At 40.9% G+C, this 23672-nt stretch carries 21 protein-coding genes and 1 CRISPR repeat array; of the genes, 19 read left to right on the top strand and 2 right to left on the bottom strand.

Annotated elements, in window-relative coordinates:
- Positions 1-220: 220 nt before the first annotated feature.
- The 16 genes from QM657_RS01360 to QM657_RS01285 all read left to right on the top strand — a co-directional run bounded on the left by QM657_RS01360 (position 221) and on the right by QM657_RS01285 (position 19538).
- On the top strand, positions 221-799 hold the full coding sequence (locus QM657_RS01360) for a hypothetical protein (protein ID WP_415064723.1): 579 nt from the start codon (positions 221-223) through the stop codon (positions 797-799).
- A gap of 22 nt (positions 800-821) precedes the next feature.
- Positions 822-1823, top strand: coding sequence for a PDDEXK nuclease domain-containing protein (locus QM657_RS01355; protein ID WP_415064722.1), 1002 nt, complete (start codon positions 822-824; stop codon positions 1821-1823).
- Between the two features lie 135 nt (positions 1824-1958).
- Positions 1959-2168: a hypothetical protein gene (locus tag QM657_RS01350; protein ID WP_415064721.1), complete on the top strand. Its 210-nt coding sequence runs from the start codon at positions 1959-1961 to the stop codon at positions 2166-2168.
- Positions 2169-2900: 732 nt separating this feature from the next.
- Positions 2901-3065, top strand: a complete 165-nt coding sequence (locus tag QM657_RS01345) for a hypothetical protein (RefSeq protein ID WP_415064720.1) — start codon at positions 2901-2903, stop codon at positions 3063-3065.
- A gap of 277 nt (positions 3066-3342) precedes the next feature.
- Entirely contained in the window at positions 3343-6090 is a 2748-nt protein-coding gene (cas3, locus tag QM657_RS01340) for a CRISPR-associated helicase Cas3' (protein ID WP_415064719.1), read from the top strand.
- Positions 6087-7742 (top strand): type I-E CRISPR-associated protein Cse1/CasA, encoded by a 1656-nt coding sequence (locus QM657_RS01335; RefSeq protein ID WP_415064718.1) that lies wholly within the window; start codon positions 6087-6089, stop codon positions 7740-7742. Before cas3 ends, QM657_RS01335 begins: the two co-directional genes overlap by 4 nt.
- A complete protein-coding gene (casB, locus tag QM657_RS01330; RefSeq protein WP_415064717.1) occupies positions 7739-8320 on the top strand; it encodes a type I-E CRISPR-associated protein Cse2/CasB in 582 nt (193 codons plus the stop codon). Before QM657_RS01335 ends, casB begins: the two co-directional genes overlap by 4 nt.
- The gene (cas7e, locus tag QM657_RS01325; protein ID WP_415064716.1) at positions 8310-9368 is read left to right on the top strand and encodes a type I-E CRISPR-associated protein Cas7/Cse4/CasC; all 1059 of its coding nucleotides are present in this window, start codon (positions 8310-8312) and stop codon (positions 9366-9368) included. The genes casB and cas7e overlap by 11 nt, the downstream gene beginning before the upstream one ends.
- A 9-nt stretch (positions 9369-9377) precedes the next feature.
- Positions 9378-10100, top strand: a complete 723-nt coding sequence (gene cas5e / locus QM657_RS01320) for a type I-E CRISPR-associated protein Cas5/CasD (RefSeq protein ID WP_415064715.1) — start codon at positions 9378-9380, stop codon at positions 10098-10100.
- The gene (gene cas6e, locus QM657_RS01315; protein WP_415064714.1) at positions 10097-10729 is read left to right on the top strand and encodes a type I-E CRISPR-associated protein Cas6/Cse3/CasE; all 633 of its coding nucleotides are present in this window, start codon (positions 10097-10099) and stop codon (positions 10727-10729) included. The genes cas5e and cas6e overlap by 4 nt, the downstream gene beginning before the upstream one ends.
- A gap of 9 nt (positions 10730-10738) precedes the next feature.
- The gene (gene cas1e, locus QM657_RS01310; protein ID WP_415064713.1) at positions 10739-11674 is read left to right on the top strand and encodes a type I-E CRISPR-associated endonuclease Cas1e; all 936 of its coding nucleotides are present in this window, start codon (positions 10739-10741) and stop codon (positions 11672-11674) included.
- Positions 11675-11689: 15 nt separating this feature from the next.
- Complete coding sequence (cas2e, locus tag QM657_RS01305; protein ID WP_415064712.1) at positions 11690-12571, top strand: type I-E CRISPR-associated endoribonuclease Cas2e; 882 nt, start codon at positions 11690-11692, stop codon at positions 12569-12571.
- 44 nt (positions 12572-12615) lie between these two features.
- Positions 12616-13986: direct repeats of the CRISPR family, unit length 29 nt; unit sequence GTGTTCCCCGCATGGGCGGGGGTGATCCT.
- A gap of 140 nt (positions 13987-14126) precedes the next feature.
- On the top strand, positions 14127-14606 hold the full coding sequence (locus QM657_RS01300; RefSeq protein ID WP_415064711.1) for a hypothetical protein: 480 nt from the start codon (positions 14127-14129) through the stop codon (positions 14604-14606).
- A 590-nt stretch (positions 14607-15196) separates the two neighbouring features.
- Positions 15197-15937, top strand: coding sequence for an SDR family oxidoreductase (locus QM657_RS01295; protein ID WP_415064710.1), 741 nt, complete (start codon positions 15197-15199; stop codon positions 15935-15937).
- Positions 15938-16539: 602 nt separating this feature from the next.
- On the top strand, positions 16540-17475 hold the full coding sequence (locus QM657_RS01290) for a diguanylate cyclase (RefSeq protein WP_415064709.1): 936 nt from the start codon (positions 16540-16542) through the stop codon (positions 17473-17475).
- 308 nt (positions 17476-17783) lie between these two features.
- Positions 17784-19538, top strand: coding sequence for an ATP-binding cassette domain-containing protein (locus QM657_RS01285; protein ID WP_415064708.1), 1755 nt, complete (start codon positions 17784-17786; stop codon positions 19536-19538).
- A 79-nt stretch (positions 19539-19617) separates the two neighbouring features.
- Here QM657_RS01285 and QM657_RS01280 read toward each other — a convergent pair whose 3' ends face one another.
- Positions 19618-21666, bottom strand: a complete 2049-nt coding sequence (locus QM657_RS01280) for an AAA family ATPase (RefSeq protein ID WP_415064707.1) — start codon at positions 21664-21666, stop codon at positions 19618-19620.
- 2 nt (positions 21667-21668) lie between these two features.
- A complete protein-coding gene (locus QM657_RS01275) occupies positions 21669-22133 on the bottom strand; it encodes a DUF6530 family protein (protein WP_415064706.1) in 465 nt (154 codons plus the stop codon).
- A gap of 265 nt (positions 22134-22398) precedes the next feature.
- Between QM657_RS01275 and QM657_RS01270 the strand changes: the two genes are divergently transcribed.
- The 3 genes from QM657_RS01270 (at position 22399) to QM657_RS01260 (ending at position 23602) form a co-directional block, all read left to right on the top strand.
- A complete protein-coding gene (locus QM657_RS01270) occupies positions 22399-22764 on the top strand; it encodes a DUF488 domain-containing protein (RefSeq protein ID WP_415064705.1) in 366 nt (121 codons plus the stop codon).
- Positions 22765-22869: 105 nt separating this feature from the next.
- Entirely contained in the window at positions 22870-23352 is a 483-nt protein-coding gene (locus QM657_RS01265) for an N-acetyltransferase (protein ID WP_415064704.1), read from the top strand.
- Between the two features lie 121 nt (positions 23353-23473).
- Positions 23474-23602, top strand: coding sequence for a hypothetical protein (locus QM657_RS01260; protein ID WP_415064703.1), 129 nt, complete (start codon positions 23474-23476; stop codon positions 23600-23602).
- Positions 23603-23672: the final 70 nt, after the last annotated feature.

Genomic DNA, 23672 nt, shown 5'->3' with positions numbered 1-23672 from the left:
ACAAGGCATGTGGAGACGGTGGTGTTGCTGGAGGGGAAAAGGCGGTAAATCAAAGAATTCTGGGGATTTGGGGAGGATATGTAGGTGTGTTTTTGTGGTTGATAGGGGTGCAATATGTTTCCGGTTACCGTGGTGGGGTAAGAAAAATGAACGTTTTGGAAAAATTATTAGTTTTCTTTTAAAATGGTTTTTAGTTTACTAACTATGGGGAGGGATTTCTATGGAGGAAAATATATTAGAGATACCATTATTAAACAACATATCAGATGCGTTGTCGGTAGTTAATTGTGAATTGCAATCATACTGTGATTTGTTTCATGATGAGGAAATACATTATCCTTATTCACTGAAACAGGCGATAATAAATCTATCAAATTGTTTGGAATTATTTATTAAGTATCGATTGTTAGCGAAACATTGGGCTTTTATTTTTGATGATGTTAATAAAGCAAATGAAACCAGTTTTGACTCAGGAGATTTTATCAGTGTGAGCTTTATTAAGGGTATAGAGCGTCTGAAAAATATATGCAAAATCGATATAGATAGATATTTTAAGTTTTCAAGAGAGTTGTACAAGTTAAGGAATAAATTGGTGCATTATACTCTAACTGATAGTTTGAAAAATGTACTGAGTATTATTGATGGCTCTATTATAGAACTATATGCTTTTGTTAGCGAAGAGATTGTAAATTATATTGATAATGATGATGCAATCAAAGATATCATGGCCGATTTAAAGGAGCTAACAGAACTAAATAAAAGTATGAGATCTTTTAGTGGCAACTTAGATAATAAGTGATAGGCGGGAGGCGAAAGTATATATGGAACAAAAGTTTTATGAAGAAATCAAACAGATTCTATTAGAAGCGAGACATAAAGTTTATCAGACTGCAAATTTTGCAATGGTAGAAGCATATTGGAATATTGGGAAAAATATTGTCGAGAAGCAAAGCGGAGAAGAAAAGTTAGAATATGGAAGTGGTTTAATTAAAGAACTTTCAAAGCAAATGACAAAAGATTTCGGTAAAGGTTTTACCTCTACAAATTTAAAATATATGAGACAGTTCTATTTGGCTTTTCCGAATGGTCACGCACTGCGTGACGAATTGAGTTGGACACATTATCGTTCGTTAATGAAGGTCGAAAATAAAGATGCAAGGCAATTTTATTTAGAAGAGTCAATAAAAGCAAATTGGAGTACAAGACAGCTAGAGCGTCAGATTAACTCATTCTTTTATGAAAGATTGCTTTCCAGTCAGAATAAAGAGCAAGTATCAAAAGAAATTAAGAGATTAGAGCCAGAGAAAATACCTGAAGATATTATCCGTGATCCATATGTGCTCGAGTTTCTAGGATTAAATCCAAATGATGATTTTTATGAAAGTGATTTGGAACAGGCTCTCATTACACATTTGCAGAAGTTTTTATTAGAACTTGGCAGAGGATTTTCATTTGTAGCTAGACAAAAGAGAATTACTTTTGACGGACGTCATTTTCGAATTGACCTTGTATTTTACAATTATATTTTGAAATGTTTTGTTCTTATAGACTTGAAAATTGGTGATTTAACACATCAGGATTTAGGGCAGATGCAGATGTATGTACACTATTATGAGCGTGAGTTGATGAATGAAGGGGACAACTCTCCGATAGGAATCGTATTGTGTGCGGATAAGAGTGAATCTGTAGTGAAATATACACTTCCAGAAAATGAAACACAGATTTTTGCATCTAAATATAAATTGTATCTTCCGAGTGAAGAAGAATTATTACAAGAATTGAGAAAAGAGTATAATGTTTTGGAGGCAAATAGCCAGAAATAGTATTTGGTTAATATTGAAATTTTGCACCCGATGGGTGCAAAATAGCTTTCGCCATGTAGTATAAGTATTCTATTTCAACACATACAGAAGTTGTAGTCCTGTTGCAACGGAAAGGATAACGATAAAGATATGAGTATGAGCGATTTCAAAAAGTTAAAATGGGAAAAAATATTGAAAAATAGTATACAATGCAAATATTGCGGTGATATTATTGAATCAAAAACTGTGCATGATTTTGTAACATGTTCTTGTGGCAGATGCAGTATAGACGGAGGCAAGGAATACTTACGCCGGTCAGCTGAGAAAGGCAGTTATACTGATTTATCAATAGTTCAAAATGAATAAAGATTGCTTTGAGATGTAAGAGTTTTTTACTTTTACACCTTTTCTATTAAGGTTCACATTGCCAATTGTGGCAATATGGTTCTGATAATGTCTATAATGAGTATAACGTATATGATTTATCGCTAATTGGTTATGAACTTAGTATACGAATACTCATACGAGTATTAAGCGGTCAAGTTGCTAACATCACTAAAAAACTGGATTTGAAGCATAATACAAGTTTAGATTCCGGCCTCCCTAAATGTGTAAAAACGCCTTTAGAATCGACTTCGCATTATGAACAGAGAATTATCCGAGTACGGGCGCAGAAAAAACGGACGAGAAGCAAAAAAATTCATCATCCGTGGTAGGATAATTCCATTGTACGAAACTGCGGATGGGTTTTACCATGCTATGCGAATGGATTTAAGATAATGCAGGATGAGTTTAGTGGGAAATACACAGAACGTATCTATCGAAAATATTGTGGCATATGAAGTATGTGAATCGGGAATTAGATAAAAAGAATGAACGTAAGGATAGGAAATTTAGATTAGAACCAAGATAAAAGTAAGTGACTGTATTTGCCGCCAAGGGAGTACCAGGTGCGATGGTCATCAGAATTACAGCAACAAGGCATTGTGAAGTGATCGTTAAACTCGAAAAGTAATAGAACGTAGTAATATCAATAGTTTAAGCCATTGAATGTGTAGATGACATTCAATGGCTTTTTTGTTTGTAGGAACATATTCAATGGCTTTTTTAATTTTGTTGTGGTGGACCAGTAAGTATGATGAAGCAAGTGACAATCTTACAAAATTTGGTGATGATTATTTTGATGAGATTTTAGAACGTATTTGTGATATTAGAATAAGCAAAAAGGCAGTTGCCACAATGACATTCGTTTTTAGAAAGTAATTCTGCTTAAACTTCAGAAAAATAAAGCATAAAGACTTGTATAGAGTATATAACCATGATAAGGTTGTTTTAACGATATTAAAAATTAATTTAGGCAACAGAATGTTTTGTTTCAGAAATAAAAGAAAGAGGTCTGTGATAAAATCACACAGTGTTCTCTGCACTAGCAGGGGTAATCCATATGAAAAGATTGCTTTGTAAGCAAAATCAAAGTGTTCCCCGCATACGCGGGGGTTGTGGATAATCTCTATAATTTAGTTACCTTGGAGGAAAAACCATGCGTATAAAAACCAACCTATGGGGTAAGAAAAAAGAAAAAGACGGACAATATTATTGGCTCCCACTTGAGCAGCATTTATTAGATGTGGGCCACATTATGGTCCTATTATGGCATCATTGGCTTAGTGATGGGCAGAAGGAGTTTATTCTGGATTCAATTTCTGATTCCGAGAAGGATGGAGTGAGCCTTGTTTTCTTTATAGGCTTGGCCCACGATATCGCCAAAGCCACTCCTGTTTTTGCCTTGAGACCATCAAATAACAATCAATTCCCAGATCTGGACAAAATACTGACTGAAAGCCTTATAAAATCAGGCTTTTCCGGATTGGAAAATTGGGGTACAGAATTCTCATCAAGGTCCCATCATGCATTAGCGAGTCAGGTTTTATTGGATTCTTATGGTGTTGGCGAAGATATTGCATCAATTATAGGTGGGCATCATGGCAAACCGGTAGATGATAAAATTGAAATTGTGAAGCAACTGGAAACTTACACTTCCAATTATTATCAATATGATCATGATGTTGAATGTGCTGAGAAATGGAAACGGGTGCAGCGTAAATTGTTTAATTGGACCCTGGAGGAGGCTGGATACAAGAATGTTGGTGAACTGCCGAAGATTAAGCAGCCTGCCCAGGTTCTTCTCCAGGGACTTCTGATTATGGCTGATTGGATTGCCAGTAATGAGGAGTATTTCCCTTTATTCCCGATTGATAAAGAGGAAGAAGAATATCAAACAGAACGTTTGGAATATGGCTGGGAGCATTGGAGTAAAACATACCTGTGGATTCCAGATCGTTTTTATAATATTGATGAACAATACAACAAAAGATTTCAATTCCGTCCAAGAGAGATACAAAGAGCATTTTCTGAAGTCCTTGATGAAGTGGAAAATCCGGGAATTATAATATTTGAAGCCCCTATGGGCCTTGGAAAAACAGAAGCCGCTTTATTAGGGGTTGAGCAAATGGCTGAGAAAAAGAAGTGCTCCGGCATGTTTTTTGGCTTACCGACACAGGCAACCTCTGACGGTATCTTCCTGAGAATTAAAGACTGGGTTGGAAAGATTGCCAATGAAACAGGTGACTCTAAATCTATTCAGCTTGTGCACGGAAAAGCACAATTTAACGAAACATTCCAAAATTTGAAAAATGCAGAGAATATTGATGTGGAGGAGGACGAGGGAACTGTTGTTATAAATGAATGGTTTACAGGAAAGAAAACTGCCATATTAGATGATTTCGTTGTGGGAACCGTGGATCAGTTTTTGCTGGCGGGATTAAAGCAAAAACATCTGGCACTCAGGCATTTAGGATTGTCGAAAAAGGTCATCGTGATTGATGAGGTACATGCATATGATGCTTATATGGGAGAATTTCTCTACAGGGTTGTTGAGTGGCTTGGTGCATACCGGATACCGGTCATCATCCTGTCTGCGACATTGCCTGCATCGAAACGGGAAGAATTAGTTAAAACTTATTGCCGGGGTATGGGGATAAAGAATCGAGATATACAAGTGAAATATACTGACTGGGAAAAAACAGAAGTATATCCTTTGATTACATACACAGATGGCAACAGGATTAGTCAGTTGCGGGATTTTCGGATGGAAAATACAAAAGAAGTGAAGGTGGAGTTGCTTGGAGAGGATGATTTTGCAGCAACTGTTCAAAAATCTCTTTCAAATGGAGGAGTTGCCGGTATTATTGTCAATACAGTGAAACGGGCTCAACATCTGGCTGAAAAATTAGAGAGCATATTTGGAAAAGAAAATATCAGTGTGCTGCATTCCAGCTTTCTGGCTCCCCACAGACAGGAAAAAGAAACACAGCTGTTAGCTGAAATAGGGAAAAACAGCAATCGTCCCCAACTGAAAATTGTTGTAGGAACACAGGTTCTTGAACAGTCACTGGACATTGACTTCGATGTGCTTTTCACAGATATAGCCCCAATAGATTTGCTGCTTCAGCGAATTGGACGGCTGCACAGGCATGTTGAAACGAAAAGACCGGAAAATCTGAAAGATCCTGTTGTGTATGTGATGGGCATACAGGGAATGGCGGAATTTGAGGAAGGAACGAAGGTGATATATGGAGATTATTTGCTGATCCGAACACAATTAGTCCTGCCAGAAAAGCTGAATCTTCCTGAGGATATATCCAGACTGGTGCAGAAGGTGTATAAGGAAAGTTCAGAGGAAGAATTAGATATCCCCCAACTGATCAAAGAAAAATATGAGAAAGCGAAAGAAGAGGATAGGAAAAGAATAGAAATAAAGAAAAATAATGCAGATGCATATCGTCTAAACAAACCCTATAACTCGGACAGGAAAAGTCTGATTGGCTGGTTAAAGGATAACCCGCCAGGTGATACGGAAGAGGCGGGGCTGGCAAAAGTTCGGGATGGCACAGATTCCATTGAGGTTATACTGATCAAGAGAAAAGAAGATGGATTGTATCTATTGGATGATACTACGAATATCGATGGCGATTTAACACCTGCCCTTGCAAAGAAAATATCCCAACAGACGATTCGCCTTCCCCATATATTCAACTACGAAACGGATAAGGTAATTAAAGAATTAGAAATGCGCAATAATGATGAACTTCCTCGCTGGAAAGATGAACCATGGTTAAAGGGGAGTTTGGGGATTATTCTTGATGAAGAAAATCGTGCTAATCTGAGGAAATATAAGATTTATTATGATAAACAATATGGATTGAAGTGTGAAAAGGAGGAAGGATGAGTCAATTTAATTTACTGGATGAAAAATGGTTAGTTGTTATGACAGGTGAGAATGGAGAAACAGGAGAGGCATCATTAAAGGAGCTGTTTCAGAATGCCCATAAGTATAAGCGGCTCGCCGGAGAAACACCAACACAGGATTTTGCGGTTTTACGGCTGCTGTTAGCTGTGCTGCATACGGTTTTCACCAGATTTACAGCAACGGGCGAATTCTACGAATGGATTGCTGTTGATGAAAGCACATTTCAAGTCAAAAAAGAAATTGATGAAGAAGATATACAGGATTATAAAGAAGACTTATATATGACTTGGAAAATACTTTGGGAAAAAGGAGAATTTCCAGATATTGTAAATGAGTATCTGGAAAAATACCGTCATCGTTTTTACCTGCTTGATGAAAAATATCCTTTTTTCCAGTTCCCTGAAATTGGACAGCCGGATTATCCATATAGTGCAACGGATAATGGTATCAACAAATTAAATGGAAAGATTCTGGAAGGTGATCCGAGAAAACCCAGACTTTTTATGAGCCAGTATCAAAACGGGTTAGAGTATCCGGCTGCAGCCAGATGGCTGTTATATACCAATGGTTACGCACCTTCAAAGTCAGGAAATCCAGGAAAGAAGAAAAAAAGAGAGTCTACAGGGGTAGCCTATTTAGGAAAGCTGGGCGGCATTTATGCCAGTGGAAAGAATCTTTTTGAAACCTTGTTATTGAATCTGAATCTTCAAGAGAGCGCCTGTGTACAAAAACCAATATGGGAAGTGGAACCCCGGATCGATAATTTCCGGGGGATACCGAATAATCTGGCACAGCTCTTCACTTATCCCAGCAGGCAGCTGCTTTTAAAGGCAAATGAAGAAAACCAGATTGTTGAATACAGGCTTGATCTGGCTGTCAGTAATTTTGAATATGTACCAAATTTGAAAATAGAACCGTTTACATTCTGGAGATACGATACAAAACTGGATGTTGGAAAATGGAATGTAAAAGAGGGATATGTGCCGAAACGCCATGACCCGGATAAGTATTTCTGGCAGGAGATGCAGACTTTTTCTTCCATCGAAGAAAAAAACTATAATCCGGGTATTATTGATTGGCTTAGAATACTGCAGGGAGATAAGCTTGTAACAGGTCTGATATCACTCAATGCAGTGGCAGAAAATTATATTCAAAAGGACGGTGTTGTAGACAGACAGGTATATGATCAGCTTTCAGAAAATATCGGCTTATTAGACAAGCAGGAAAATGGCTGGCTGACCTGTATTGCAGATGAGATAAGAAATACAGAGAAAGTGATCGGAAACACTGTAATTCGCTTTGCCAGGGATATTGATAAAATACGGAATTTGCAAAATAGTGCTACGGAACAAAAAATAAAAACGCAGATATTCTTTTCTATCGATCGCCATTTCCGTGAGTGGTTAATCAGTATTTCACCGCAGGACGAGAAAAAAGACCGTGTACGGGAATGGAGGTCTATATTGAAGAGAGAAATTACTCGACAGGGTAATGAATTAATACAAGGAGCAGGAAACAGGGATTATCTTGGATATTACACAGATAAAAGTAATAATAAGCTGGAAAATATAGAAACGGCTTATATTCGATTCAAAATAAATTTAAAAAAAGAATTGGGGGTGAAGGAATGAGTAAAGATTTGTATAAAGTAACTGCAAGAATTATTTATAAGTTAGGAGCGCGGCTGGATTCATCCGAAACAAAAGCCGCTTTATCCCATCTAAGACGTTCTATAGGACGGGATATTTCAGAAACAGTTGAAATTTGGCCGCTGGTGTTTGAAGAAATACCAGAAGAATACTTAAGTACAGACGGAATACCTACCCGTCAGGAAAATGCAATATTAGCTTCTTTGCAGCTATATGCACTGCATCAGCAGGGAAAGAGTAAATCTGTACATGAATCATCAGGTAATAGTATTGGAAAAGCCTTACATGAGATTAGAACCCCGGACAATACAGCTTTAGACAGAAGATTCAATTCATTGATTACTTCCGGTAATTTTAAAGAACTGATTACGCATTTACGTCATCTGATCAGCATACTCAAACAGGAATCAGATACAAAAATCGATTACGCCAAATTAGCAGATGATTTTTACTGGTATCAGATTTCACCAGAATATGCCAATCACATGCGTATGCGTTGGGGAGAAAATTATTATTTCTATCAAACAAAAGAGAAAGAAGGAGAAGAAGATGCAGAATAATATTTATGTTGATTTACATGTGCTCCAGACTGTTCCGCCAAGTAACATTAACCGGGATGATACAGGAAGCCCCAAAACTGCCCAATATGGAGGTGTTACACGGGCCCGTGTCTCTTCTCAAAGCTGGAAAAAGGCCATGAGAGAATATTTTAAAGAGCATGAAGATAAAGAAACTTTGGGAATCAGAACAAAGAAAATTGTACATTCACTTGCGAAAGTGATCATGGAAAAAGATCAATCAATCGATGAAAACAGTGCGGTTAAACTTGCGGAAGATATTTTTAATAAAGCAAAAATTTCCACAAAAGACCAGGAGGCTAAAGCGCTTTTTTTCCTGGGAGGCAAACAACAGGAAAGGCTTGCTTCTTATGGAGTGGAGAACCGGGACGATTTGCAAATCAAAGAAATTCAGGGTATCTTAAATAAAGATCAAAGTATTGATGTGGCATTGTTTGGACGTATGGTAGCGGATGCTCCGGAATTAAATGTAGACGCAAGCTCACAGGTTGCCCATGCGATATCGACACATGAAATTGCAACGGAGTTTGATTTTTTCACAGCTGTTGATGATTTAACTTCCGATGACCAGGCAGGCGCAGGTATGCTTGGAACGGTGGAATATAATTCTTCTACCTTATACAGATATGCAAATGTGGCAGTGCATGAGCTGCGTTTTCAGTTAGGAGATAATAAAGATGCGGTAATTGAGGCGTTAAAACTTTTTGTGAAATCATTTGTGCTGTCCTTGCCATCAGGAAAAATCAATACATTTGCAAATCAGACGCTTCCTGATGCATTAATTGTTTCTATTCGTTCAGACCGTCCCGTAAATCTGGTAAAAGCATTTGAAAATCCCGTTAAATCCCGGAATGGATATGTATCCGGATCGGTTTCCAGCCTGAAAACAGAATTTGGAAAAATCAACCGTTTTGCAGAGGCACCGATTTCAACCTTTACCGTGGGAGATATAGCAGGACTGGGAGAAGACAAGGAGAATTTAAATGAACTTTTGACAGCATTTGGAGAAACTATAGACAGATTGCTATAGGTGAGGTTCATGATGAAAACAATTATATTAAAATTTTCGGGCCCGCTGCAATCTTGGGGAATCGGCTCTTATTTTGAAACCAGGGATACGGCAAGATATCCTACAAAAAGTGCGGTCATTGGATTGGTTGGCGGTGCCCTGGGGTATCGTCGGGATGAAACTGAAAAGAACCAAAAACTCAATGAATTGTCTTTTGGAGTCCGCATTGAACAAAGGGGGACTTTATTAAAGGATTTCCATATTGCAAGGTCTGCAAATCAGTCTTATGTGACAAACCGGTATTATCTGCAGGATGCTGTTTTTCTGGCAATGCTTTCTCATAAAGATTCAAAATGGATTGATACTGTGGCAAAAGCACTTGTTTCTCCTGTTTTTCCGCCTTATATGGGACGGCGCAGTGTTCCGGTGGACAGTGGATTTTTTCAGGGTGTTGTGGACGATGATTTATTATCTACTATTAAATCGTACCAATGGCAGGCAAGTGAGTGGTATCAGAAGAGGCTTTCGCAAGAAAAAGAATTGGGCAAGATTAAGTTGGAGGCTTATGTAGATGCCAGTTTATTGGATGATTCATCGCCACCCATATTTCAACGGGATAGAGTTGAGTCGTTCGATCTGATGAATCGAAACCATGGCTTTAGGCCGGTAAAATCTATGCAAATCGAAATTCAAATTGCAGAAATGAGCAAAGACACAGAACATGATGCCTTTCAAGGGATAGGAGGCGTATGATGTATTATATTTCGCGAGTGGAAATTGATACTGGAAACCGAAGAAAGATTGCGGAGCTGACTCATTTAGGCGCATATCACAACTGGGTTGAGAAAAGTTTTCCTGGGGAATTTGCTGCAGGAGAAAGAAGCCGTAAGTTGTGGCGAATCGATCAACTGAAGGGAAGAAGCTATCTGTTGATTGTCAGCCAAAGTGAGCCGGATATGACGCAATTGGAGGCATATGGGGTTCCTGACTCTGGACGATGTAAAACCTATGATGCATTTTTACAAAGCTTGACACATGGTCAAAAAATGTCATTTCGATTAACAGCAAATCCTGTAAGAGCGGTTAGGCAAGATGATCAAAGAGGAAAGGTTTACCCACACATTACGGCTGGGCAGCAGTTAGAATATCTGGAAAGACGTGCAGAGAAATTGGGCTTTTCCCTGGTAGATCATGACTATCAGATCGTACAAAGAGATTTTCCGGTATTGAGGAAAAAAGGCGGAAAAAGTATTAAGTTAGCCAGAGCAATTTATGAAGGCAGTCTGATTATTGAAAATGCTGAAATTTTTAGAAAAACCTTAACTGAGGGTGTGGGAAAAGAGAAAGCATACGGTTTTGGAATGATGACCGTAGTACCGTGAGGAAGACAGATGGATGGAATATCAGGAATCAAAAAGCCAGAGTTACAAGCACTTCCCCGTGTAAGCGACAGAATAACATTTTTATATGTAGAGCATGCAAAGGTTAACAGACAGGATGGGGCTATTACAGTAACGGACAGCCGGGGTATTATTCGCATTCCGGCTGCAATCGTCGGGGTATTGCTGCTTGGACCGGGAACAGATGTCACACACCGAGCCATGGAGCTGATTGGAGATACGGGGACGAGTGTTGTGTGGACTGGAGAACGTGGGGTCAGGCATTACGCACATGGCCGGGCTTTGTCGCACAATACCAAACTGCTGATGGAACAGGCAGAATTAGTCTCAAATGTCAGGTCCAGGGTGTCGGTAGCACGGAAAATGTATCAAATGCGTTTTGAAAATGAAGATGTTTCAACTTTGACAATGCAGCAGCTTCGAGGTCGTGAAGGTGCCAGAGTGCGAAGTATTTACAGAAAAGAATCAAAAGCAACAGGGGTTCCTTGGACGGGCAGAGAATATGACCCGGATGATTTTGAAAGCGGAACTCCAATTAATCAAGCCTTATCAGCGGCTCATACAGCGTTATATGGTTTGGTGTACAGCGTGATTGTGGCACTCGGATTATCACCCGGATTAGGATTTGTTCATACAGGCCATGATTTATCTTTTGTTTACGACATTGCAGATTTATATAAGGCGGATGTTACAATACCTATTGCTTTTAAAATTGCATCAAAACCAGGCGTAGAGGATATTGGAAGAGAAACGCGGCTGGCAGTACGTGATGCTTTTGCAGATGGCAAGATTATGGAAAAAATAACGAGGGATCTTTATAATCTTATGGGTGAAGGAGAACAAGAGGTGATTGCTGATTTAATCAATCTCTGGGATGATAAAGAGGGGCTTGTGAAGCACGGTATTTCGTATGAAGAATTTTCATAAAGGGGGACTGGGGATATGCCTATGACGGTTGTCACATTGACAAATGTACCCAGTTCGTTAAGAGGAGATTTGACGAAATGGCTGCAAGAAATATCTACAGGTGTTTATGTAGGAAACATAAATGCACGGATTAGAGAAGCATTGTGGAAACGAATCATTGATAACATCAAACAGGGACAGGCAACCATGTCTTATGCTAAACGTAATGAAATCGGTTATGATTTCATGGTACATAATACAAAGAGAGAAGTGATTTATTTCGATGGAATACCTCTTGTTTTTCTGCCAAAAGAATTAAGCTCTCCGTCACTGCAGCAGTTGGGCTTTAGCAATGCCGCTAAATATGAAAAAATAAAAAGGGCTAGGCAACGCAGAAAAGTTATAAGCGAAAGTGAGAGTGAGAATTATGTAGTTGTTGATGTAGAAACAACGGGTGTTAATTCAGAAAAAGATCAGATTATTGAAATAGCTGCAATAAAAATGGAAGGCAATGAGATGATTGTTTTTCAGGAGTTGGTAAAAATTGAAAAAGGACTTCAAAGAGAAATATCCGAACTAACGGGAATTACGAATGAAATGCTTGTTAATGATGGGAAGGATATTGATGTTGTTCTTGATGAATTCCTGGACTTTGTGGGGAATGCAATTATAGTAGGATACAATGTAAAATTTGATATTAGTTTTCTTAATGCCGAATTAAAAAAGAGCGGTAATGCGGTATTGACAAATAAAACGATATGTCTTTTACAAGAGGCGAAAAGGAAACAGAAACTGCTGCGAGATTATAAGTTAAGTACTGTTTTAAAGAAATACGATATAAGTACAGAAGGTCTGCATCGAGCTTATGTAGATGTCAAGGCAGAATATGAATTGGCGGTGAAACTAAATATTTTTTGAGAATGTAGGATAGGTGAATGGCGAGAAATCAAGGATTTTTAAGTGTGTTCCCCGCATGGGCGGGGGTGATCCTACCAGTGGCCCTTATGTAGATACCAAGTGTATGTGTTCCCCGCATGGGCGGGGGTGATCCTGAGGGGAGAAAATATGAAATGGCAGACTTAAAGTGTTCCCCGCATGGGCGGGGGTGATCCTATGTATGCAAGCCATGTCATGACAGAGAGGAAGTGTTCCCCGCATGGGCGGGGGTGATCCTGAGAAAAATGAACAGACGGTGCAGAAGCAAGAGTGTTCCCCGCATGGGCGGGGGTGATCCTACCGGATGCCCATCTTGGGTTTACTCTGCCAAGTGTTCCCCGCATGGGCGGGGGTGATCCTACCGGATACCGCCTAAAAAAATGCTCTTTAAAGTGTTCCCCGCATGGGCGGGGGTGATCCTGCCAGACCGCCAGCAGAACACCGGCGGCGATAGTGTTCCCCGCATGGGCGGGGGTGATCCTGCCAGACCGCCAGCAGAACACCGGCGGCGATAGTGTTCCCCGCATGGGCGGGGGTGATCCTCCAGCGGTTTTAAATGCTGCGTCTGCATTTGCGTGTTCCCCGCATGGGCGGGGGTGATCCTACCAGGGCAAAAACGATACCAAATGCCAATGCGTGTTCCCCGCATGGGCGGGGGTGATCCTGAGATGGATAAAATCCTCACTCCTATGCTGGAGTGTTCCCCGCATGGGCGGGGGTGATCCTATTGAGGTGAAGATATGAACACTTATGGTGTAGTGTTCCCCGCATGGGCGGGGGTGATCCTAGTGCCGCCTCTATGAATCTTCTGCACTCCTGGTGTTCCCCGCATGGGCGGGGGTGATCCTATGTATATGTGAAGGTGGCCGAGCCAAACAAGGTGTTCCCCGCATGGGCGGGGGTGATCCTCCAGAGCAGGAACCAGAAACTAAACCGGAAAAGTGTTCCCCGCATGGGCGGGGGTGATCCTATCAGTTTTCCAGAATTGGGAGCATGGGAGGCGTGTTCCCCGCATGGGCGGGGGTGATCCTCTACGATAAATTATCGTTGGCAGCACCCAGAGGTGTTCCCCGCATGGGCGGGGGTGATCCCGGTAAATGTGCGAAGGGAGTGAGACAATGAAGGTGTTCCCCGCATGGGCGGGGGTGATCCTGGTCTATAACCAGATAGGCCCATACGATTCAAGTGTTCCCCGCATGGGCGAGGGTGATCCTTCCGGTCCGTGAGCTGTCAGAGCCACTATTACGTGTTCCCCGCATGGGCGGGGGTGATCCCAAAAACAGAAGTGATCGAAGCCATGGAAGAGAGTGTTCCCCGCATGGGCGGGGGTGATCCTCCCAAACCTGAAAGCAGGATGAGAGAAGTAAAGTGTTCCCCGCATGGGCGGGGGTGATCCTAGTTTTATAGCGTGGATCGGCGGTAAGAAGCTGTATTCCCCGCATAAGCGGGGGTGACCTCAAGAAGAATAATATCTATAATATAATTCTACCAGAAAAGTCAAATGATATTGGCGAATGACTTATCCTGTTTCCGAAGCATGTTAACGCCCAGTTTGATGATATGTAATAAACGAGATTCCGTCCCAAGTGATAAACAAATTTGTCATGAATATATACAAAAAATAGAAAAAAGAATGGGACGTGGCGTTTGCTTTAACAATGACTATTGTGTCATTATATTTATGGGAGACAAACTGGCTGATATAAAAGTTAACCAAGGTGGTGGTCAATTATTTAACAAAGCGGCTTTAGAACAATACAATCTTTCCAGACAATTATGGATACAGCTTATGGAGTCGGGTGCTAAACTTACAATTGAAGAGGTGTTCTCGCTTTTAAATTATCCAGTCATACGCGATACTGAGTGGATAACGGCTGGTAAGGGCGTCTTGGCATCTGTAAAATTAAAATATGATAAAATTAACAACATTTATAATATTGTTGCGGCTATGTGTACTTTTACCAATCCAGTAAGAGAAATGGGGATTCATATGGTAGAAGGTCAGAATGCAGAATAGAAAGAATCATGGAGAGGTGAGTAGCTGAAGTGGATATATGTGTATCAGAGCATGTACATCTGTAAATTAAGAGGATTCTGTTTATTTGTTTTCAGATGTTGATTGCGGGATGAGGTATGTAGTGAGGTGTAGGATTTTAAGAAAAAGAATTTGGCGCCAAGGGACGGCCACCTCATGGTCATCAGAATTACAACAACAAGACATTGTGAGGTTTGCGTCAAAGTGTATCGGAAATAGATACGATTTTATAAAACAGGTAAATGAAAATGATTACTGGTTGTAGGAGATAAGTCATAAAAGGTCAAGTATAAATTAGCAAAGACTTTCTTTTCGCACTGTTGGTAAAAAAGGTAACTTTAATAAAACTTCCTAAGGATGCATTTTCAAAATTTATAGATATTAGTATACACCCCATTTTCTGACCGATTACAATCTTTTCACAATCCGTTATGCTGCTCGCATTATGGTGATCGGTGATAGGAATATATTGGAAAGCGGAAATCACCAAAGCCTAATAAACCAGCAAGTCCATTATTATGAAATGGCAATGAGCCAGAGGAGAAAGACCTTATAAAACAAAGGAGGCTGTTATGAATAGAGGAATTATTGTCACCGGAGGCGGGCATGGAATAGGGAAACAAATATGCCTGGATTTCATTCAAGCAGGTGATCAAGTGTGCTTTATTGATATAGATGAAAAGAACTCAGGTGATTTTGCAAAAGAGAATCCCAATCTATTTTACTTTTGCGGGGATGTTGCGGACGCCCTGACACTAAAAAGATTCATTGAATTTTCCCTTGAAAAGCTGAAACGAATTGATGTATTGGTCAATAATGCCTGCCGCGGAAATAAGGGCATTTTGTCCGGTCTTTCTTATGAAGAATATGATTATACCTTATCGATTGGATTAAAAGCCCCATATGAACTGAGCCGTTTATGTAAAGATGAGTTAATCAAAAATAAGGGGAGAATTATCAATATCGCTTCATCACGCGCATTTCAATCAGAGCCTGATACAGAAGCATATGCGAGTGCCAAAGGCGGTATTGTCGCATTGACACATGCTCTGGCCATGTCATTAGGGCCGGATGTTTTGGTAAACTGTATTGCGCCAGGATGGATCAATGTATCGGAGCAGCAGGAATTCGGTCGTGAAGACCGTTTGGCAATTCCGGCGGGGAAAGTAGGAACTCCAAAAGATATTTCGGATATGGTGCTGTTTTTATGTGAACAGGATTTTATTACGGGAGAAACCATTACTGTGGATGGCGGAATGAGTAAAAGGATGATTTATCATGGTGATTGGAACTGGCGTTATCATGCTGATTGATTTTAAAATCTTTACAGGAGCATGCCAGCCTTGTGTTCACCACCTTCATGGTAGTTTCAGTTGATATCAGAGCAGCATATTGAAATATATATGCTGCTTTCTTTTTTGCACTATCAGGGGGAGTTAACTGCCTGTACGGAAACCGCTGCTTGATCTTTTCACTTTTATTCTGTATTGCTTTTTCAGTTTTTTCACAAAGCAGAGATAAAATTTTGCCGGATACTTTTGGCTGTTTATTTCGTACTTTTACAGAATCATTTCATGGACTTTCTGCTTATCGCAGTTATCACTTTGCTTCACCATTATTGTCTGTATTACTATTTATTTGAATAAAACTTTCATTTTTAAATAAATTACCTTATAATATATAAAAATAGGCAAGAGAACAAAATGATTCAATGGAAAAAAGGCCAAAGCTTTTCTTATTCGAGAGCATATTTAGATCAGATTCCTGCAATTAAAAAGCATATTTTAAAACTCATAAGATAGAGAACTTACTGATGAAATCTTAAGTGAATTTAAACAGTTCCCATTTCAAAGATGGCAGAGCTGGAATTACGGGAAAAAGAGATAAACCCAGGCAAGTCCTGGCAGCGTGAAGGATGAACCGCTTTGGAGGGGGATTCAAGGAGGTGAGGGATACGGATTTTCAATTTGAAGATAATCACTATCGGCTATTGTTTGAAAACTGCATGGATGCGATGTTACTGACGTCAGTATCCGGTGAAATATACCGTGCGAATCCGGCAGCCTGCAAGCTGTTTGGAAAAACGGAAGAAGAGCTGTGCAAGGGCGGCCGTGCAGCTATTGTTGATCTAGGCGATCCCAGAGTAGTGCTCGCTGCGAGAGAAAGAAATAAGACCGGGTCAACGAGGTCGGAGCTGACCTTTATTAAATGTGATGGGAGTAAGTTCCTGGTGGAATGTACATCAGCAATCTTTCGGGATGAAAAGGGATTTGTCCTTACCGTAATGACCTTCCGTGATATTACTTCTTTTAGGCAGAGAGAGGAAGATCTGATCAGAAGTCAGGAAGAGATGACGTTTCTTGCGACATATGATTATCTGACCGGTGCCTTTAACCGGGGCAGCTTTGTTCAAAAGCTGAAAGCGGATATGGAGGATGCATATGATAGAAAGACTGCGTTCTCTCTGCTTTTAGTTGATATCGATTATTTTAAACAGATCAACGACAAATACGGTCATCCGGGCGGGGATGTTACCCTCAAGCGTTTGGTGGAGTGTATACATACAAAGCTGGAGGCGTATGATTATATCGGCAGACTTGGCGGAGATGAGTTTGTAGTATGCCTCCCGGATACCGATATGTCCGAAGCCGCAGACAAGGCAGAACAGATGAGAAAAGCGGTGGAAGCATTAAATATCTATTTTAATTCGCACCTGATCAAGATCACAATCAGTGTCGGAATCGCTCAATACGAGATGGAAATACCTGTGGATACAGATGCTTTTATTTCAAAGGCAGATAATTATTTGTACCAGGCAAAAGCAAAGCGAAATTGTGTAGTGAGTGAATAACAGGGGAATGAGAAAGTCCTTTGTAAAAATAAAGAGAACTGCTCTGTATTTATTGCAAGCCCTCAGGACGCTGAGGGTTTTATTGTTGGCAGCTTTTATCTTTATTAAATAATACGTCGATAAATAGGAGCTGCCATGTTATAATTAACCTGGCCATTTTGTAAAGAAGAAAGTAGGAGAGTCAGAATTGTTGAAAATATACTCTGACGCCAGGGGAAATAGGAGCGATGGTCATCAGAATTACAGCAGCAATAGATTATGAAATTTGTATCAAATTATGTTGAAAGTAAATACCACAGGAGGCAGTCATGATTAAGGTTCAAAATTTGTCCTATTCGTATCCGCAAAAGGATTTATATAAAAAGGTTTCATTTACAATAGAAGATGATGTGCACTGCGCATTGATCGGCACCAACGGCACGGGAAAAAGTACATTACTGGCTTTACTGATGAATCCCGAAGAATATCTGTACGATGGAAAAATAATCATTGACAACACAGACAGAATCGGATACGTCAGTCAATTTTCACAGTTAGACCCAAAAGAAGATATAACCGTGTTTCAGTATATCAGCGATGAGTTTGTAAAGCATGAGCAGAAACTGTTTGAATTTTATAAAGAAATGGAGACTGCTGTCGATTTAGAAAAGGTCTTTGAAGAGTATCAAAAAGAATTAGATGAATGGAATGCGATTGATGGAGAGTCTTACGAAATCAATATTAAGAAGCAATTAAAACTCGCCAATCTGCAAAAGCTGGAAGAACAGAAGATCAGCAGTCTGAGCGGCGGAGAATTTAAGCTGGTTCAGGTGATCAGGGAGATGATGCTCAGTCCGAGGTTTCTCATTATGGACGAGCCGGATGTGTTTTTGGATTTTAAACATCTGAATGCGTTAAGGAATCTGATCAATGCCCACAAAGGAACGCTTCTTATTATCACTCATAACCGTTATCTGCTTAACCACTGCTTTAACAAGATACTTCATATGGAAAATATGGATGTTCAGGAATTTGATGGAACATATACAGAGTACAATTATGAACTTCTTGCCACAAAAATCGATTTAGAAGAAGCGGCTGCCGCAGACCAGGCAGAGATTGACCGCCAGAGTAAGATTCTGGAAAAATCCAGAGCGAAAGCGACGCAAATGGACAACGCTTCCCTTGGAAGAGCCGTACACGCAAGGCAGACCTTGGTGGATCGGCTGAAAGCGAGAAAAACAAAGGCTCCTTTCGTGGATATCAAACAGCCGGAGATTCACTTTGGACTGGAAAACGAAGTTCCAGATGAAAATATTCTGGAATTGACAGATTACAGCGTTGCATTTGATGAGCAGTTGTTGGAACATGTGGATTTTGAAATGAAGCCTGCAGAGCATGTAGCAATTGTGGGAGGCAATGGAACCGGAAAAACAACAATGTTACGTGAAATCTTTGAACATGAGAAAGACTCCATCAGGATCAGTGAACATGCAAAGGTAAGCATGTTTTCCCAGATTACAGGCTCATTATATGACGATGGAAAGACGCTGTTTGAAATTTTCGAAGAAAAAGAGTTCGGTACAAAAAATGATATAGAGGACTATTTGAGAAAATATGGTTTTGAGGGAGATACTCTTGGCCAGAAAGTGAGTGAATTATCTGGCGGCGAAAAAGATTTGTTTCAATTGGCGGTGCTCTCATTGGAAAAGGCCAATTTCCTGCTGCTTGATGAGCCGACAGGGCACTTGGATGTTTATGCGCAGATCGCATTGGAACAGGCCATTTCAGAGTACAAAGGTGCAATTCTCATGGTCTCCCATGACTATTATACGGTGGCAAACTGCATGGACTATGTACTTTTGGCAGAAGACAATACGGTGCGCAGAATGAGCATCCGTAAATTCCGACAGATGATTTATGCCAATCATTTCGATAAAGATTATCTGCTGCTGGAACAAAAGAAGAAAGAGACAGAAACGAGAATTCAGCAGCTTCTTCGGATGAATGAATTCGAAAAAGCGAAGATTTTGATGGAGTCATTGGAAGAAATCATTAAGAAGATGAAAGTGTCAATACCATAACTTCAATAAGTTTTATAATGTAAGCATGGGCAAGAACCATTGAAAAATGGCCTTGCCCATAAGAAACATGGTGTACATCCTACAGATACCTTGCAATAATTTGAACCAGCCGCGCAGGAAGCTGTTTGAGATCAGTAATATCCAGTGTGTTTTCATTTCCGTAAATATCACTGATGATTTCTTTATCCTGTCCGATAGCAGCGGCAAGAAAGAGAACACCCTTGCGCCGGTATTCCTGCAAGGTGTTTTTCATATCTGCAACGGCCAGATCACCCGTATAGTCCGGCATGGCTTTCGGCTGTCCGTCGCTGATGCTGATGAACAGTTTTGTTTTCTGCGGAGCAGTCAATAACCGGTCTGCAATAATTCTGACTGCCATGCCGTCCCGGTTGTTGCTTCTTCCCTGAATGTTAATCAAAGAATATTTTTCATCAGGGTCTTTGCTGTCAAACTCTGCATAAGAGTAAAGTGACATTTGTTCCATGGGTGAACGGTCAGCAGTATCACCGTAAATCATGACAGGGGTATGACAGCCATGGCAAAATTCATATAAGGCAATCGCCGCCTGTTTTGCGGCATCTAACCGGCCGAAAACCGACATGGATGCCGATTCGTCTATGCGGAGGGCTACGGCAAGGGAAGGGTCTTCCTCAGGCGGGCGTTTTCTTGCAAAGTACCGGAAGTCCTGAGCTGCAATACGGTTTGCGCAAAAGTTTGTGCCGTATAATTGTGCCGCTGCAAATTCGCTTGCGGTTTCGTGTTCCAAAAGAGGCGTTGTTTTTTGAATGAGTTCCCTGATCACAGGCATAAGATGAGACACCTGCTTCCTGTATTCAATCTTGTTTTCCTCCGTGGTTTCAGGACGGTGGACAATCAGTTTTACATGCCGGTGAATGCTTCCCTTTACACTTTCACGGGCTTGCTGGTTAAGCTTTTTTCGGAAATCCGTTTTTTGCTGTTTTGTAAGGTTTCCCGGCTCCATTTCGTGATAAATGGGCGCCTCGTCTTCCCCGTTATCACTGCTTTGGGTTTTCTCCGCTGTATTATGGGACGTCTGATCGGAATGCCCCTGACTGTTCCTGGATTTGCGCAGACGCACCGCATGGGGATCAGCAGGCGTTTCTTCTTCGCTTCCAAAATACTGTCCGTCTTCGGATAAAAGCAACTCCATCACATCAGAATTTTGAATTTCCTGGCTGAGTGTCTGCGCCTGTTCCTGCTGCTCCAACTGTTCCAATATTCTTTTTACAGATAAAGCCTGTTCCAAAATAGAAATTTCCCCCGGATCAGTGGTAATTTTATAAATCACTTTATGATACATGGAATCCCGAAGCGAGGCTCCGCTTGCGGCTGCATCAATCCAAAACAGGTAGGAGCGCATACCCGCCACACCTTTGATGGCATTGGCCCTGGCTGTTTCGTCCAGGGTGATGATCGTATCAGCTAAAAGAGACAATACTGCTTCATTGGAATATCCCGTTTTAGCGGCGGCTCTCTCCATCATAACTGCTTTTGGCGGCAAGTCCATTTTTTCGGTATGCTGAATTCTGTCCCGCAGGGCCTCATTTAGAGGGCGGCACCCGTTGTATCCTCTGTTGGTTGTAATCACAGCAATAAAATCCGGATGCCGGTGGACGATGCGGGTAGGAAGGTTGATACTGCCATCCGGCTCCAACGCAGAGTTCAGCGCCATCAGCACGGCGGCATCCCGTATGACGGTAGGCTCCTGGATTTCCAACAGCCAGCCGTTTTCATAAGCACGGACAATTTCGGAAGGATAGAATTGATAGCTCACTTCTCCTGCGCTATGGCGGTCTTCCGGCAAAACCGGCAGGATAGAGCCGAGGATATCGGATTTATCCATATCTGCAAAGCAGGTGATTTTTGTATAGGGCAATCCGAAATCAGAGGAGAGCGCTTTTGCAAGCTGGGTTTTTCCCGAACCTGCATCTCCCTCCAACAGAATATTTGTGATTTTCATTTCCTGGCTGTGCCAGTTTCGTTTGATTTCCGCACAGATTCGGCGTTCTGCCTCACTTTCAATATACGACAGTGGTTTTTTCCAAACAAGTTTCTTTTCAGCCTCTGTCAGTTGCCTGAGCGGAGACAGAATCATTTGATTCTCCATTTTTAATAATACTCCATTTCTTCTAAAATCCGTGTGAGCACACGCATACGTTCCCCATTCATTTCTCCTAAATCATTAAGCGCCTGGGAAAATGCCTGAATGTCTTCATTAATATTCGGATTTTCCGTGCAAACGGCAATGGGCATTACGCCGCCTTGTATGCCTACGCGCTCCACAGAAGGGTTTTCAGGATCGTATAGCAGAGGAAGCCGGTAAGCTTCCCGAAAGTGCAAAAGTGTGCGGCTTAAAAAAATCATCAAGTCAAATATCTGATGGATTGGCAGCTCTGTATCCATGTTCAACTGACCATCACTGTCTTCCTTCCAGATTTGGGCCGCAATCTGCATTTTCTTATTTTCCTCCAATACAGGAGCCCCCAAAGTCAGCTTTTTAATTTCCGACTGATAAGCATTTCTGCCATCTATGCGGTCGTATCCGTCCGCAGTCATTACTATTTTTTCGTTCATTTTTGTATTCTCCTCGCGTTGTTATTTAAACGGAATATTGTTTCAGCAATCTTTTGTTATTTTTGTTTCTTTGCTCACCGCGATTTTATTTTAACGGTTATGTACCTTATAAACAATCTACGCTTCGTAGACATTCCAGTGCACCCATAAGAGCGGCTTATATTTTTCTAAAACTGGACATCGAAAAATATAAGCTGTCATGTTATAATTAATACAGCTTAGCGGAATTATTAAAAAACCTAAGGCAGAAAGGGGGCCGCATGACATGCCACTGCAAACAAAACGAATCTATGATCCCTTCCAGGAAACTGACGGTCTCCGTTTTCTGATAGACCGCCTATGGCCGCGAGGCGTTTCCAAAGAGAATGCACACTTGGACGGTTGGATAAAACAGCTTGCTCCCAGCAGCCAGCTTCGGACATGGTTTGGGCATAAAGCAGAAAACTTTGAAAAATTCGCCATGCTCTACCGCGCGGAATTGGATTCAAATGCCGAAGCACAGGCCGCCGCCCGCCAGATCATTCTTCAAAGTGAGGAAAACACGGTTACCTTGCTCTATGGGGCAAAAGACCCTCAAGTTAACCACGCGGTTATCTTAAAGGAATATCTGGAATCCAAATCCTCTTCATAATTTACCGTAACTATGAAAAGCCGTAGCAAATAAAGAATCTTAAATTAAAAAACATAAGGCTCTTTGCAATAAAAACCTCAAACATGCCAAAGAAAGGACACAAACATGATTAGACACGCCTCTCCCCAGGACCTTCCCTCAATCTTAAGAGTATACGAAATTGCCAGAAAGTTTATGGCTGACAACGGAAACCCAACCCAATGGGGCAATACCTTTCCCCCTGAAGAAATGCTCAAAGACGATATTAAAAAACAACGCCTTTACGTCTATACAAATCAGGACGTAATCCATGGAGTATTTGCCTTTATCTCAGGAGATGACCCCACCTATGAATACATAGAAAACGGTTCCTGGAGGTCTGCAGCACCCTATGGCACCATTCACAGGATCGCCAGCGATGGAACGGAACGGGGTGTATTCACAAAATGCATTGATTACTGCAAGGAACAAAGCCCTCACCTTCGAATCGATACTCACGAAAATAATGAAGTCATGAAGCACCTGATTCAAAAAAACGGGTTTTTAAAATGCGGAACCATATATGTGGAAGACGGAAGCTCAAGAATCGCTTTTGATTATCTGAGATAAAAAATCCCTCCCACGACTCAGCCCTCTGCCTATCAAACACTTGTTTGCGTTAATGTTATATTGGTTTATAGTGGTAAAACATAAGCGTTCGGCTTAATAAAGCAGTGTGGGAGGAGTTTTCATGAGCAGTGAAAAAGAAAGAGTAAAATTAAATTTATTTACACCCTTTTTACCCCTGTTTGTCGTCATAATCGTAGGCTGCTTTAATATCCCGATTATTTCGGCCAAGGACCTGGATATCATTGATTAATTAGACAGGCAGGGATAAAAACATAAAGTTAAAAGGGCACAGGAGCTGTATCGCTTTTGTGCTTTTTTCA

The organism is Lacrimispora sp., from assembly GCF_047605665.1.
Taxonomy (GTDB): Bacteria; Bacillota; Clostridia; order Lachnospirales; family Lachnospiraceae; genus Lacrimispora.
This window is presented reverse-complemented; position numbering and strand designations above follow the sequence as displayed.